This is a genomic window from Flavobacterium segetis (genome assembly GCF_900129575.1).
In the GTDB taxonomy this organism is placed as follows: Bacteria; Bacteroidota; Bacteroidia; order Flavobacteriales; family Flavobacteriaceae; genus Flavobacterium; species Flavobacterium segetis.
Window position 1 is genome coordinate 334,558 of the sequence record NZ_FQWE01000004.1, and the last position, 14,714, is coordinate 349,271.

Genomic DNA, 14,714 nt, shown 5'->3' on the forward strand with positions numbered 1-14,714 from the left:
TATGCTAAATATATCCGACAACAAAATAAATATATTATCACTCAATAAATACGATACAGTTAAAAATTTGGCAAACAGGCCACATTATAAAATTTTAAATAAAATTATTGCTATTGTTTCAATAGCAGCTTTCTTTGCACTTTTTTTGCCTTGGACTCAAAATATCGCAGGAATTGGATCAGTTACTACGCTAAAACCTAATCAACGGCCGCTGTCGATTCAGAGTGTAATTTCCGGCAGACTTGAAAAATGGTATGTGCAAGAAGGTGACTTTGTAAAAAAAGGAGATACCATAGTTTTTATATCTGAAATTAAAGAGGATTATATGGATCCTAATTTAGTACAGAATACCAAAAACCAAATGGATGCAAAACAACAGTCCCTAGAATCCTATGAATCGAAGGTAGAAACACTAGTAACCCAAATTGATGCAATTGAACAAGAAAAAGTCTTGAAGTTAGAACAGGCTCAAAACAAGATCAAACAATCCTACTTGAAAATAAAAAGTGATAGTATGGATTTAGTTGCTGTACGGACACAATTAAGAATTGCAAATACGCAGTACAATCGTTCTGTAGAATTGAACAAAGAAGGCTTAAAACCACTTACTGATATTGAGGAAAAAAGGTTAAAATTACAAGAGGTTGAAGCTAAAATTATTACACAAGAAAATAAATTTTTAACTACTAAAAACGAGCTTGTCAACTCCAAAGTGGAAATAGGAAGAATAAAAGCTGAATATGCTGAAAAATCTTCCAAGGCAAATAGCGATAAATTCACTGCATTAAGCAATCAGTTTGACACAGATGCACAAGTAAATAAATTAAAAAATCAGTATGCGAATTACAGTATCAGAAATGGCATGTATTACATCAAAGCATCACAAGATGGTTATGTCAATAGAGCACTTCAGTCAGGAATAGGTGAAACAATAAAAGAAGGTACGCCAATTGCAACAATAATGCCGTCTAAATATGATATTGCAGTTGAAACTTTTGTAAATCCTATTGATCTTCCACTAATTCATAAAGGAGAAAAAGTTCGAGTATGGTTTGATGGATGGCCTACAATAATTTTTTCGGGATGGCCAGATATTTCATACGGAACTTTTGGCGGTGAAATTGTAGCAATAGAAAATTTTATTAGTGATAACGGAAAATACAGAGTTTTAATAGCACCCGATAAAGATGAAGCGAAGTGGCCAAGTCAATTAAGTATAGGCGCCGGAGCGCAAACAATAGCATTATTAGAGAACGTTCCGGTATGGTTTGAGATGTGGCGAACCTTAAATGGCTTTCCACCAAATTATTACAAATCGAATATGCAATCTAAAACAGATAAAAAGTAATGAAAAAATTATTTCTATTACTTTTCTTTTTAGTAATAACAGCCAATGCGCAGGATAAATCAGTAAAAGAACTTACCTATAATGAATTTTTAGGTTATGTAAAAAAATACCATCCACTTGTTAAAACTGCTAACTTAGAAATAAGTAGAGCACAAGCAAATTTAATGATGGCGCGAGGTGGATTTGATCCTAAAATTGAAGTAGATTTCAATAAAAAACAATTTAAGGATAAGGAATATTCTTCTATTTTAAACAGTAGCTTTAAAATCCCTACTTGGTATGGAATTGAAATAAAAGCTGGATTTGACAACAGTGAAGGTGTTTTCTTGAATCCCGAAAACACATTGCCTAATCAAGGCTTAACGTCTTTAGGAGTAACTGTTCCAATTGGTCAAGGACTATTCATCAATCAAAGAATGGCTGATGTAAGACAAGCAAAAATACAAATACAGCTGAGTAAAGCAGAAAGAAAGTTACAGGCAATCTTGATATTGTATGATGCCTCGTTAGCTTATTTCAACTGGAAAAAAAATTTTAGTGAAGTGCAATTGTATGAGGAATATAATCGCAACGCACAAATAAGATTTAAAGGGATTAAATCACTTATAAAAGAAGGAGATAAACCAGCAATTGATAGCGTTGAGGCAGGAATAATTGTCAAAAATAGAGTTTTAAACTTAGAGGATTCTAGCTTGAAGTTGGCAAAAGCCAAATTGGAACTTGCTAATTTTCTTTGGTTAGAGAATAATATTCCGCTTGAACTAGCCGATGATTTAATTCCAGAAATACAATTGGAAGTAACAATTCAAGAAAGTTTAAGAACCAACGATCTTTTAAACGCAGATTTTTCTATTATTAATCATCCTAAAATTAGTGCGCTCCAAAGCAAGATCAATATTTTAAATGTAGAAAAAAAATTAAAAGCGAATATGCTTTTACCAAGATTGAATGTTGGTTATTCATACATCTCAGAGCCATCTTACATTGATAATTATCGATTTCAAGATTATAAAATTGGTGTCGACTTTTACTTTCCGCTGTTTCTTAGAAAGGAACGTGGGAGTTTAAAATTGACCAAGTTTAAGGTGCAAGAAACTGAATTTGCTCTTGACATTGAAACTGTTCAACTAACTAACAAAATCAATGCTCAAAAAATAGAGATAACCTCACTTGCAAAACAGCAGGTACTTATCAAAGAAATCGTTCAAGCTAATTTAATCATGCTAAATTCAGAGGAACGACTATTTTCATTTGGTGAAAGCTCCCTATTTCTTATCAATACGAGAGAGAATAATGTAGTGAGCGCACAACTTTCAAAAATCGCTATAGAAAATAGATTTTATGTTTCCAATTCTGAACTTTTTAAAATAATGGCCAATCCTGATTAAATAATTATAAAATTGTACTTTTGCAAACTGAAAATTCAAAATTATGATTGTTGTAAAATCACGAGAAGAAATAGAATTAATGCGCGAAAGTGCATTGATTGTCTCCAAAACGTTAGGCATGATTGCCTCTGAAATAAAAGAAGGAGTTACCACTTTATACTTAGACAAATTAGCCGAAGAATTTATTAGAGATCATGGAGCGGTTCCCAGTTTTTTAGGTTTATACGGATTTCCAAATTCGCTTTGTATGAGTCCAAATGCACAAGTAGTGCATGGAATTCCCAATGACAAACCTTTAGAAAGCGGTGACGTAATTTCAGTAGATTGTGGCGCTTATAAAAATGGTTATCACGGAGATCATGCATATTCATTCGAGATTGGAGAGGTCAGTGCCGAAACTAAGAAATTATTACAAGTTACAAAAGAATCATTATATGTGGGAATTCGGGAATTTAAGATTGGTAACCGCGTAGAAGACGTAGGAAATGCAATCCAAAAATATACTGAAGCTCATGGTTATGGAGTTGTACGTGAATTAGTAGGTCACGGAGTAGGAAAACAAATGCATGAAGATCCTGAAATGCCAAATTATGGTAAAAAAGGAAGAGGAAAACTTTTTGTGGAGGGAATGGTTGTTGCCATAGAGCCTATGATCAATTTAGGTACAAGAAATATAAAACAGCACAAAGACGGCTGGACTATTACAACTGCTGATGGTAAACCAAGCGCACACTTTGAGCATGACGTTGCTATCATTGATGGTAAACCTGAAATTTTATCCACATTTGCCTATGTATACAAAGCATTAGGGATAATTAGCGCTGAAGAAGATGAATTCAGAAAAGTGGCTTTAGTTATTTAAAATAAAACAAGATTTTCGTTAATTAGCACCAATTTTGCCAGATTAATAACTTCAAAAATAACAGTTCAGTATGATTGCTCTCTATTTAAAAAAGGATTGCTATAAAATCATTCGTATTTGTATGGAAGTCTATACTATTTTTGCTTAAAGTCAATGTGATTTAGTTTATAAAGATGCCCTAGAATATGAATTAAAAATAAATTAAATTCTGTTTAAAATAGAAAAAAAAACATAAAATCTCATATAGAGTCAGTGACATCAAACAAACACTACATTATTTAGGATTATCCAAAAATACGTTGGGATTGTTGGTCAATTTTGGCGAAGATAGCCTGAAACACAAACGAATTATTCTATAAGTTGAAATTTGTAAAAGCCATTTTATAATAAATTATTCGTGCAATTCGTCTTTAAAACCTACCCTATGAAATCCCTATTCAAATTAATTCTTAACACCATCCCTCGACCATTACTTATTCGTTTAAGTTATGCGGCAAGACCTATAATTGCGTTTTCGTTAAAAGGAACTAAGTTTACTGATCCTATTGATGGAAAAAGCTTTAAATCTATGTTGCCATACGGATATGAAACACAGCGAAACAATGTGCTTTCCCCAAGTACCCTTTCGTTAGAAAGACATCGTTTATTATGGCTTTATTTAAATGAACAAACTGATTTTTTTACAGCACCAAAAAAAGTACTCCATTTTGCCCCAGAGCAGGCTTTTTATAAACTATTTAGAAATCAGAAGAACTTAGATTATACTACGACTGATTTATTTTCGCCTCTGGCAGATGTAAAAGCTGATATTTGCAATTTACCTTTTGAGGATAATCAATATGACATAATTCTTTGTAATCACGTTTTAGAACATATTCCTGATGATACTAAAGCCATGCAGGAATTATATCGGGTTTTAAAACCCGGCGGAATGGCTATTTTACAAATTCCGCAAGATTTAAAAAGAGCCACAACTTTTGCAGATGATTCTATTACTGATCAAAAAGAACGCGCTAAGATTTTTGGACAATATGATCACGTGCGTATTTATGGACTTGATTATTTTGACAAACTACGAAGCATTGGCTTTAAAGTTATTGAAGAAGATTACACCACTAAAATAGCACCGGAATTAGTAGAAAAATATTGTTTAGCAAAAGGAGAAATAATACCGGTTTGTTTTAAATAATCGTTATCTCCATTTTATTAATAATTCATGTTTCCAAACTTTATTCATGATTTGTAGCATTCTATTTTTTAATTATTTAACGAATTTTAGCATATTTAAAATGTTTGCCTTTTTTTAAGATAGTAGTATTAGTATACTGAAATACATTTTATCCTACGCTCTCCTATTGATAAGAAATGATACAAAAACAAACTGAAGAAAAATATAGCGGTAGAAATATTATTAAGTTTAGCTATTTAAAATCAATATTTATCGCATAACAAACTTGAATTACTACAATTTTTAAAATTGTAAAACTAAATATGCCATTTTTAAATTTAAAAGAATTTCAATAGCAGAAATTAAATAGCACAGAAGAATGAAGTAGATGTATTTAATTTATTAAGGAAACGAATTAAATAAGAATTAAAAATAAAAGTAATTCTTATAAGATTCTCTTTTGGTGAACGATTATTTGTAGGTATAAATCATTGAAAATAGATGGCAATAAAGAATATAATTATCTTGCCGTTTTAAGAAAAAACATTAGTTACTATAATATATCATATTTTGAATAAGTTTTATCTAGGATTTATGATTTATCAAATAGATATAAATAGGTAATAAAGTAAAGTATCTTTTATTTGTATCTTTACTTTTAAAAAATCTGTTACATGAAAAAGGTTAGCGCTTTTCTTTCTTCACTATTATTTTCATTAACTTTATTTGCTCAAGCAGAAAAAGAAATTGCACCCCCGTACAACATCAAAACAATCTCATTTGTTCAAAACGATCAAAACGTCGTTCCAATTTTTAAATTAGGTGAAGGATTTCAGTTGCAGTTTGATGACCTGTTTGGGAATGAAGCAAATTATTACTACGAAATTATTCACTGCGATTACAACTGGAATCCAACTCCTATACCCAAGATCGAATACTTAGAAGGTTTTGATAACCAAAGAATACAAGATTACACTAATTCCTTCAATGCATTACAAATTTATTCACACTATAAATTAGCAATACCAAACCAGTTTACAAAGTTTTTAAAGCTCAGCGGAAATTATAAAATTAAAATTTTAGACGAAAATAAAGAGATAGTATTTACTAGAAAGTTCATTTTATTTGAAGATTTAGTTTCGGTTCCAATTCAAGTTAAAAGAGCGCGAAATATCAATACAATTGAAATGAAACATAATTTAGATTTTACAGTTCGATCTACTAATATTACATTTCAAAACCCGTTAAAAAATATAAAAGTCCTCTTATTACAAAACGATCAATTAAATACCGCCATTAAAAACATAATCCCTCAATACACCATCGGCAATGACTTAATATATCGATATGACGCAGAAACTCAATTTTGGGCTGGAAATGAATTTTTGTATTTCGAAAATAAAGACATTAGAGCAGCTACTAATAATGTGGCAAAAATCGATTCAAATACTCCTATTTACGGTGCACATTTATTTACTAGCGAAGCAAGAAGAAATTTTCCTTACTCGTTTACACAAGATATAAATGGTAATTTTTTAGTTCAAAATATAAACTCTATTAACAGCGAGATTGAAGCAGACTATGCTTGGATTTACTTCTCACTTTCTGCACCCACATTTAGACAAGACAAGGATATTTATGTGACTGGAATGTTTAACAATTATAATTTAACTCCAGAATATAAAATGGATTATAATCCAAAAAAAGCAATATATGAAAAGGCTATTTTAATAAAGCAAGGTTTTACAAATTTTCAATATACAATTGCTGATAACAAAGGAAACATCGATTATGAAGATGCTATTGATGGAAATTTTTACCAAACCGAAAATAATTATACCATACTAATATATTATCGTGAGGGAATTGATCGCTATGATCGAATAGTTGGAAAAGGCAACGCCAATTCTACAAATACAATCAACTAACAAATTCTTTTTGGAAATCGAGCGAATCAATATCAATTTTTTGTAATTTTGACGTTAGCAATCACTAATTCAATATTCTATTATGGTTTCTCAAATAACAAGAGGTATAAAAATATCGGTATTAACTAGTTTTGAAGGTACTTACTTCAAGAACTACAAGATTCATTTTGCTTTTAGTTACCAAATTACAATCGAAAATCATAGTAAGGATTCAGTGCAACTTATTTCTAGACATTGGGAAATTTTTGACTCTCTAAATCAAATAGAAATTGTTGATGGCGAAGGCGTTATAGGAAAGAAACCAGTTTTAAAACCAGGAGAATTGCACACATATAGTTCTGGATGTTTATTGTCATCTCCTTACGGTGCCATGAAAGGTCATTTTAAGATGATTAATTTTACTTCAACAAGAAACTTCAAAGTGATTGTACCATCATTCAGGCTTTGTGCTCCATTTGCTCTAAATTAAATTTTATAGAGCAATTCCTACTCCGTACGCTTCTGAAAATTTCAAGTTTTGTGCCCTCATTTTTTTTGGTAAAAAACAAGAGCTTCTTTCGTGGGTCTTACCTTAAAAGAAAAAATATGAGTAGTGCACAAAATACTTTTTATTTCTATCAGGTTTATAACATGACTATCTATAAGATTCAGGAGTAGTTATGGTAACGAAATGTATTTTCTTTAAATAAACCTTCGTACTTTTGTTTTTTATTTAAAAACACACCACTCATTTTTTTTAATCTTATAAGTATATAAATATGTTAAAAGGATTTTTTCACGTACCAAACGCAGTAAACGAGCCTGTAAAAAGCTACGCCCCTAATTCGCCCGAAAGAGCAGCTGTACTTGCAGCTTACACAGAAATGTGGAATGCTAAAATTGACGTTCCTCTTTATATTGGCAACGAAGAAATTAGAACTGGAAATACGAAAACAATGTCAGCGCCTCACGATCACTTACATATTGTGGGAACATATCATTTAGCTGAAAAATCACATATAGAAAATGCGATCACAACTGCATTATCAGCAAGAACAAATTGGGCTAAAATGGCTTGGGAACAACGCGCAGCTATTTTCCTAAAAGCAGCTGAATTAATAGCTGGACCTTACAGAGCTAAAATTAACGCAGCAACTATGATTGCGCAATCAAAGACAATTTACCAAGCTGAAATTGATGCTTCTTGTGAATTGATTGACTTTTTGCGTTTCAATGTACAATACATGACCCAAATATACAGCGAACAACCAAAGTCAAATTCAGACATGTGGAATCGTATAGAATATAGACCTCTTGAAGGTTTTGTTTATGCAATTACTCCCTTTAACTTTACAGCTATTGCGGGCAACTTGCCAGCAAGTGCGGCTTTAATGGGTAATGTAGTAGTGTGGAAACCAGCTGCAACTCAAGTATATTCAGCTAATTTATTAATGCAAATCTTTAAAGAAGCAGGCCTACCTAATGGTGTAATCAACATGGTAATGGGTGATTCAGCAATGGTGACTGAAACATTATTAAATAGTCGTGATTTTGCTGGCGTTCACTTTACAGGTTCAACTGGAGTTTTTAATGATATCTGGGCAAAAATTGGGACTAATATCAGCAAATATAAAACATACCCAAGAATCGTAGGGGAAACTGGAGGTAAGGATTTTATTATTGCTCATCCATCTGCAAACTCAAAACAAGTTTCAACAGGAATCGCTCGTGGTGCTTTTGAGTATCAAGGTCAAAAATGTAGTGCAGCCTCTCGCGTATATGTTCCACAAAGTTTGTGGCCAGCTATCAAAAGTGAGTTAGAAGCTGATTTAAAATCAATGAAAATGGGTTCTCCAGAAGAGATGAGTAACTTTATTACTGCTGTAATTTCTGAAGCTTCATTTGACAAATTAGCTCGTTTTATTGATCAAGCTAAAAAAGACACTGATGCTGAAGTAATCATTGGTGGAAACTATGATAAATCTAAAGGATATTTCATTGAACCAACAGTTATCTTAACTACAAATCCCAAATACACTACAATGGAAACCGAATTATTCGGACCTGTGGTAACTATTTATGTGTACGAAGATGCTAAATGGGCTGAGACTTTAGAATTAGTGGATACTACTTCTGAATATGCTCTAACAGGAGCAGTTTTCAGTCAAGATCGTTACGCAATTGAAGAAGCTACAATAGCACTACAAAATGCTGCAGGTAACTTTTATATCAATGACAAACCAACAGGAGCAGTTGTAGGAATGCAACCCTTTGGTGGAGCAAGAGGATCAGGAACAAATGATAAAGCGGGTTCTATGCAAAATTTGCTTCGTTGGACGTCAGCAAGAACTATCAAAGAAACTTTTGTAACCCCAACAGATTATAGATATCCGTTTTTAGGAGAGTAATTAATTATCTTAAAGTTTGAAAGTCGAAAGTCTTCAAGCACTATACAAGTATAAAAAGCCGAATCTAACTAATTAGATTCGGCTTTTTACTTTAAGTTATTTCCTTGGCTCTTCTTTCGACTTTATGACTTTCAACTTTACGACTTATTAAACCACAAACTTCAAAGGTAAATGAACCACTTTCTTAGTTTCAAAAAACTCATCTTCAAAGAAATCAGCTAAATTATACTCCGTTGCTTTAGGAAAGTCTTTCAATTCCTCAGTTAAATCACCACCTTTTAAGTATAGAATTCCGTTTTTAAGTTCGTGTTTGTTGTTTTTCTTGATTTTAGTCTTTACCCAAGAAACAAAATCAGGCATGTTCGTAACCGCACGACTTACAATAAAATCAAAATCACCTTTTACGTTTTCTGCACGTAGTTGCTCTGCTTTTATGTTTTTCAGTTCCAATCCTTCGGCCACAGCCTGAACCACTTTTATTTTTTTTGCAATAATATCAATTAAGTGAAAACGAGTTTCAGGAAATAAAATCGCTAATGGTATTCCCGGAAAGCCTCCTCCGGTACCTACATCTAAAACGTACGTTCCAGGTTCAAATTTAATAATTTTAGCAATTCCCAATGAATGCAAAATGTGCTTCGTATATAGGGCATCTATATCTTTTCTCGAAATAACATTGATTTTCTCATTCCAATCATGGTATAAAAAATCTAGTTTTTCAAACTGTTGTTTCTGAATATCAGTTAAATTAGGAAAATACTTAAGAATTTCGTCCATCTCTTATTTTTTTAACAAAAGTAATACTTTACAGTTAAAATATTTATCTCAATTTTGTATATCAAAAAAATTATAATAATTACCTTTGAACTTTATTAAAATCCTATGAATAATAACGCTCCAACATTTGCAAAGCAAGACAACTTGAAGTTCTTTAGAACTCTTAACTCGCGGGTTAACAATTACTTCAAGGAAAATAATATTCAAAAAACAGGTAACTGGAAATTATATCTAAAAACAATTATTTTGTTTTCTATTTTTCTCGCACCCTATTTCATAATTCTAACACTAGGTATGCCATTTTGGGCGCATCTACTTTTAACAATTGTTATGGGAATAGGTATGGCAGGCGTTGGAATGAACGTTATGCATGACGGAAATCATGGATCTTACTCTAATAAAAGCTGGGTTAACAAATTTATGGGAGGAACGATTTACGTTCTTGCTGGAAATGTCCACAACTGGCAGGTGCAGCATAATGTTTTACATCATACTTACACAAACATTCCTGGACATGATGAGGACCTTGATGCTGGCCGCGTAATACGATTTACAAAAGATGCGAAATGGTATAATTTTCATCGTTTCCAACAATATTATTCTGTGTTTCTATACGGTTTGTTAACGTTCAATTGGGCAATAACAACCGACTTTAAGCAAATGCGTAATTATTTAAAAAGAAAATTATCATATGGTGAGGCAAAAAGTCCAAAAGTGCTTTGGACTACTTTAATTATCACAAAAATAATTTATGTTTCAATTTGGATTGTTTTGCCTATCGTTATAGGAATCACTTGGTGGAAAGTTTTAATTGGCTTCTTTGTAATGCACTACACAGCAGGTTTAATTTTAAGTGTTGTGTTCCAACTAGCACATGTTGTTGAAGAAACTACAAACCCTTCTCCAAATGAGTTAGGAGAAATGGATAATACTTGGGCCATTCACCAATTATTCACCACTACTAATTTTGCTCCTAAAAATGCGATTGTAAATTGGTATACCGGTGGATTAAATCATCAAATTGAACACCATATTTTCCCTAACATCAGTCACATTCATTACGGTAAGATTGCCAAAATCGTAAAAGAAACGGCTCAGGAATGTAATTTGCCTTACTACGAATATAAGACCATGCGTGGTGCCGTTATTGCACATTTCAAACACTTGAAAGAATTGGGCATGAAACCAGCATTATAACCATACAACTATTATTAACCTCCCTATTTAAAATTTAGGGCAAGCAACACTTTTTTAATGAGCAATCCACTTTCAGACAGAATAAATAATCTATCTACTTCGCAAACGTTAGCAATGGCAGCTTTAGCCAGAGAATTAAAAGCAGAAGGTAAAGATATCATCAGTTTAAGTTTAGGCGAACCTGATTTTAATACGCCTGACTTTATAAAAGAAGCTGCTAAAAAAGCCATCGATGAAAACTACAGTACTTATTCTCCGGTGGAAGGTTACATGGAATTGAAGGAAGCAATATGTAGAAAATTTAAAAGAGATAATAATTTAGAGTATAAACCTTCTCAAATAGTAGTTTCGACAGGAGCAAAACAGTCCTTGTATAATATTGCTCAAGTGATGTTGAATGATGGTGACGAAGTGATTTTGCCAGCACCATATTGGGTTTCTTATTTTGAAATCGTAAAACTATCAGGTGGTAACCCTATAGTAGTGCCTACATCAGTTGAAAATGATTTTAAAATTACACCAGAACAATTAGAGGCTGCGATCACGCCAAAAACAAAAATGATGTGGTTTAGTTCTCCCTGCAATCCTAGTGGAACAGTTTATAATAGAGAAGAACTAACGGCTCTAGCAGCAGTGTTAGAAAAATATCCTCATGTTTATGTGGTTGCAGATGAAATTTATGAACACATTAACTTTTCTGGGACTTTTTGCAGTATCGCCTCAATTCCAGGAATGCTAGAAAAAACAATTACAGTAAATGGAGTTGCTAAAGCTTTTGCTATGACAGGCTGGAGAATTGGATATATCGGTGCACCAGAATTTATAGCAAAGGCATGTACTAAAATTCAAGGACAGGTAACGAGCGGAGCTAATAGTATTGCACAACGCGCCACAATTACTGCTGTTGACGCTGATCCAAGCGTTTTAAAACACATGGTTGATGCTTTTCATAGTCGAAGAGATTTAGTAGTGGCGTTGTTGAAAGAGATTCCAGGAATAAAAATCAATGTTCCAGAAGGTGCATTTTATGTTTTTCCAGATATCTCATCTTATTTTGGAAAAACATTGAGAGGAACTTTCATAAAAGATGCAAATGATCTTTCTATGTATCTTTTAGGTGAAGCTAATGTTGCCACTGTTACCGGTGACGCTTTTGGTAATCCTGACTGTATTCGTTTTTCTTATGCTACAAGTGAAGAAATATTAAAAGAAGCACTAAGCCGAATCAAAAAAGCTTTATCGTAAAATAGTTTTAAAAAATAATTTACAGCCTCAAGGTAATCTTGAGGCTTTTTTATTTGTTCAAACATTTAATTCCAGAAATCTTTGCTTAGGTACGATTTATTTTTATAATTATTTTGAATTAAATCTCATGAATAGAAATATGCAATCATTTAAGCTATATAATATTATAAACAATCTAAATAATTATATAACATAACTTAAAGCTTTAAGCAGCAACTTTGTAACATACGTTAATTAATAAAACTATAGACTATGTTACATACAGATGAAAAAGCAAAAGAAATAGTGAGCACATTAGAAGGATTAATTTCAATCCTCGAAGATGGGAAATTAGGATATACTAATGCAGCTGAACATGTTGAAAACGAAGCTATGAAAGCTAATTTTTTTGATTATGCAAGAGAACGCTCCCTTTTTATAGTTGAAATACAGGATGAAATCAATAGATTAGGAAAATCTACTGATGAATCTGGCGGAGGAGCATTTGGAGCATTACACCGTACTTGGATCGATATTAAATCAACTTTTACTGGTGGCGATACTGAAGCAATTATCAATGCTTGTATAACAGGTGAAGAAGCAGCAATCGAGAAATATAAAATGGCACTCAAAAAAGAAGAGTTACAATCTAATCAAATTACTATTTTATCGAAACAATTAAGCAGCATTGAAAGTACTTTACATAAAATTAAAGCACATAAGATGTCTTAATTAGATTTTTTGTTTTTTGTTTATAAATCCATTTAATTCTTAGAATTAGATGGATTTTTCTTTTTATGCTACAAATGAATATTTATGTTTTATTAATTAAATCAAAATTGAACAATATTAATTTAATGAGAAAATTGATTTTAATTTCTGCGGTCATAAAAATACATTTTTCTATTTTTACATTCCAATCAAGATTTTTAAATTATGAAAATACTCCTTCTGGGATCAGGCGAATTAGGCAAAGAATTTACAATTGCGGCGCAACGCATCGGTCAAACAATAATTGCAGTTGATAGTTACGAAAATGCACCAGCCATGCAAGTAGCTCATGGTTTTGAAGTCATTAATATGCTTGATGGCGAAGCGCTAGACAAAATTGTTGCAAAACATAAGCCTGATTTTATTGTCCCTGAAATTGAAGCGATACGCACCGAACGCTTTTATGAATACGAAAAACAAGGTATTACTGTAGTCCCATCGGCAAAAGCGGCCAACTTTACGATGAATAGGAAAGCGATTAGGGATTTAGCCTCTAAACAATTAGGATTAAAAACAGCTCATTATCGTTACGCTACATCTGCTGCGGAACTACAAAAAGGAGTTGAAGCGGTGGGAATGCCATGCGTAGTAAAACCTTTAATGAGTTCTTCTGGAAAAGGGCAAACAACTATAAAAACTGCAGATGATATTGAAAAAGCATGGAATTATGCCGTGGAAGGCTCACGTGGTGATGTCGTGGAAGTAATTGTTGAGGCATTTGTCAAATTCAATTCAGAGATTACTCTTTTGACAGTTGTACAAAATAATAATCCAACATTATTTTGCGCACCCATTGGTCACAGACAAGAGCGCGGTGATTATATGGAAAGCTGGCAACCAGCTAGAATTTCTGACAAAGATTTGTACGAAGCGCAAGATATGGCCGAAAAAGTTACCGAAGCTCTAGGTGGTGCAGGACTTTTTGGTGTGGAATTTTTTTTAGCTGATGATGGCGTGTACTTCTCGGAGCTTTCGCCAAGACCTCACGATACCGGTATGGTAACTTTAGCACGAACACAAAATTTTAATGAGTTTGAGTTACATTTACGCGCGATATTAAGTTTGCCGATTTCGGAAATCACATTAGAAAAAGCAGGAGCTAGCGCTGTAATTTTAGCTACAGAAAATTCTGCAAATCCATCCTACTCTGGTTTAGAAAAAATAGCTGCTTTATCAAAAGCCGACTTTAGGATTTTTGGTAAACCAACATCCAGGCCGTTTAGAAGAATGGGTATAGCTTTGACTTATGACTCATTAGAAACTCCCATAGAAGCTATAGTTGAACGAGCAGTTGAGGCTGCAAAGTTAATTAGTGTAAAACAATAAATTATGAAATATCAATTATTACTTGTACTTTTTCTTACCTTAAATCTAGGCTTTGCTCAAGATAAAAAACAAACATTAAAAACTCAAATCGTTGAAACTTCGTGTGGGCAATGCCAATTTGGAATGGAAGGTCACGGCTGTGAATTAGCAGTTCGCATTGAAGGAAAATCTTATTTTGTAGATGGAACATCAATTGATTCTCACGGCGATGCACATGCAGTTGATGGTTTTTGCTCTAAAATAAGAAAAGCTGAAGTCGTAGGAACTATTGTCAAAGATCGATTTGTAGTCGCTTCTTTCAAATTATTGCCAAACAAATAAATTTGGCTTGCAAAAAA

General features: G+C 32.7%; 13 protein-coding genes. 12 read left to right on the forward strand and 1 reads right to left on the reverse strand.

Features of this window, described 5'->3' with window-relative positions:
- Position 1: 1 nt before the first annotated feature.
- From BUA99_RS07855 to pruA, 7 genes are all read left to right on the forward strand, one after another.
- Positions 2 to 1,348 (forward strand): HlyD family secretion protein, encoded by a 1,347-nt coding sequence (locus tag BUA99_RS07855; protein WP_072990475.1) that lies wholly within the window; start codon positions 2 to 4, stop codon positions 1,346 to 1,348.
- Positions 1,348 to 2,736, forward strand: coding sequence for a TolC family protein (locus BUA99_RS07860; protein WP_072990477.1), 1,389 nt, complete (start codon positions 1,348 to 1,350; stop codon positions 2,734 to 2,736). The genes BUA99_RS07855 and BUA99_RS07860 overlap by 1 nt, the downstream gene beginning before the upstream one ends.
- 43 nt (positions 2,737 to 2,779) lie before the next feature.
- Positions 2,780 to 3,598 carry a type I methionyl aminopeptidase gene (map, locus tag BUA99_RS07865; protein ID WP_072990480.1) on the forward strand — a complete coding sequence of 273 codons (819 nt, stop codon included), beginning with the start codon at positions 2,780 to 2,782 and terminating at the stop codon, positions 3,596 to 3,598.
- 424 nt (positions 3,599 to 4,022) lie between these two features.
- Positions 4,023 to 4,787 carry a class I SAM-dependent methyltransferase gene (locus tag BUA99_RS07875; RefSeq protein WP_072990483.1) on the forward strand — a complete coding sequence of 255 codons (765 nt, stop codon included), beginning with the start codon at positions 4,023 to 4,025 and terminating at the stop codon, positions 4,785 to 4,787.
- Positions 4,788 to 5,440: 653 nt separating this feature from the next.
- On the forward strand, positions 5,441 to 6,694 hold the full coding sequence (locus tag BUA99_RS07880; protein ID WP_072990486.1) for a type IX secretion system plug protein: 1,254 nt from the start codon (positions 5,441 to 5,443) through the stop codon (positions 6,692 to 6,694).
- 82 nt (positions 6,695 to 6,776) lie between these two features.
- The gene (gene apaG, locus BUA99_RS07885) at positions 6,777 to 7,163 is read left to right on the forward strand and encodes a Co2+/Mg2+ efflux protein ApaG (protein WP_072990489.1); all 387 of its coding nucleotides are present in this window, start codon (positions 6,777 to 6,779) and stop codon (positions 7,161 to 7,163) included.
- A gap of 289 nt (positions 7,164 to 7,452) precedes the next feature.
- Positions 7,453 to 9,081, forward strand: a complete 1,629-nt coding sequence (gene pruA / locus BUA99_RS07890; protein ID WP_072990492.1) for an L-glutamate gamma-semialdehyde dehydrogenase — start codon at positions 7,453 to 7,455, stop codon at positions 9,079 to 9,081.
- 147 nt (positions 9,082 to 9,228) lie between these two features.
- Here pruA and rsmG read toward each other — a convergent pair whose 3' ends face one another.
- A complete protein-coding gene (gene rsmG / locus BUA99_RS07895; protein WP_072990495.1) occupies positions 9,229 to 9,858 on the reverse strand; it encodes a 16S rRNA (guanine(527)-N(7))-methyltransferase RsmG in 630 nt (209 codons plus the stop codon).
- Between the two features lie 105 nt (positions 9,859 to 9,963).
- Here rsmG and BUA99_RS07900 point away from each other — a divergent pair, with 105 nt between their 5' ends.
- The 5 genes from BUA99_RS07900 (at position 9,964) to BUA99_RS07920 (ending at position 14,697) form a co-directional block, all read left to right on the forward strand.
- Positions 9,964 to 11,055, forward strand: a complete 1,092-nt coding sequence (locus tag BUA99_RS07900) for a fatty acid desaturase family protein (protein ID WP_072990498.1) — start codon at positions 9,964 to 9,966, stop codon at positions 11,053 to 11,055.
- A gap of 57 nt (positions 11,056 to 11,112) precedes the next feature.
- Positions 11,113 to 12,300: a pyridoxal phosphate-dependent aminotransferase gene (locus BUA99_RS07905; protein WP_072990501.1), complete on the forward strand. Its 1,188-nt coding sequence runs from the start codon at positions 11,113 to 11,115 to the stop codon at positions 12,298 to 12,300.
- Between the two features lie 252 nt (positions 12,301 to 12,552).
- On the forward strand, positions 12,553 to 13,011 hold the full coding sequence (locus BUA99_RS07910; RefSeq protein WP_072990504.1) for a ferritin-like domain-containing protein: 459 nt from the start codon (positions 12,553 to 12,555) through the stop codon (positions 13,009 to 13,011).
- A 204-nt stretch (positions 13,012 to 13,215) separates the two neighbouring features.
- A complete protein-coding gene (gene purT, locus BUA99_RS07915; RefSeq protein WP_072990507.1) occupies positions 13,216 to 14,376 on the forward strand; it encodes a formate-dependent phosphoribosylglycinamide formyltransferase in 1,161 nt (386 codons plus the stop codon).
- 3 nt (positions 14,377 to 14,379) lie between these two features.
- Entirely contained in the window at positions 14,380 to 14,697 is a 318-nt protein-coding gene (locus BUA99_RS07920) for a DUF6370 family protein (RefSeq protein ID WP_072990510.1), read from the forward strand.
- The last annotated feature ends 17 nt before the right edge of the window (positions 14,698 to 14,714 follow it).

Bases quoted from the DNA above. Each gene is read 5' to 3' on its own strand.
- BUA99_RS07910 (WP_072990504.1), top strand. From the start codon at position 12,553: ATGTTACATACAGATGAAAAAGCAAAAGAAATAGTGAGCACATTAGAA.
- pruA (WP_072990492.1), top strand. From the start codon at position 7,453: ATGTTAAAAGGATTTTTTCACGTACCAAACGCAGTAAACGAGCCTGTA.
- BUA99_RS07920 (WP_072990510.1), top strand. From the start codon at position 14,380: ATGAAATATCAATTATTACTTGTACTTTTTCTTACCTTAAATCTAGGC.
- apaG (WP_072990489.1), top strand. From the start codon at position 6,777: ATGGTTTCTCAAATAACAAGAGGTATAAAAATATCGGTATTAACTAGT.
- purT (WP_072990507.1), top strand. From the start codon at position 13,216: ATGAAAATACTCCTTCTGGGATCAGGCGAATTAGGCAAAGAATTTACA.
- rsmG (WP_072990495.1), bottom strand. From the start codon at position 9,858: ATGGACGAAATTCTTAAGTATTTTCCTAATTTAACTGATATTCAGAAA.
- BUA99_RS07905 (WP_072990501.1), top strand. From the start codon at position 11,113: ATGAGCAATCCACTTTCAGACAGAATAAATAATCTATCTACTTCGCAA.
- BUA99_RS07900 (WP_072990498.1), top strand. From the start codon at position 9,964: ATGAATAATAACGCTCCAACATTTGCAAAGCAAGACAACTTGAAGTTC.
- BUA99_RS07855 (WP_072990475.1), top strand. From the start codon at position 2: ATGCTAAATATATCCGACAACAAAATAAATATATTATCACTCAATAAA.
- BUA99_RS07875 (WP_072990483.1), top strand. From the start codon at position 4,023: ATGAAATCCCTATTCAAATTAATTCTTAACACCATCCCTCGACCATTA.
- map (WP_072990480.1), top strand. From the start codon at position 2,780: ATGATTGTTGTAAAATCACGAGAAGAAATAGAATTAATGCGCGAAAGT.
- BUA99_RS07860 (WP_072990477.1), top strand. From the start codon at position 1,348: ATGAAAAAATTATTTCTATTACTTTTCTTTTTAGTAATAACAGCCAAT.
- BUA99_RS07880 (WP_072990486.1), top strand. From the start codon at position 5,441: ATGAAAAAGGTTAGCGCTTTTCTTTCTTCACTATTATTTTCATTAACT.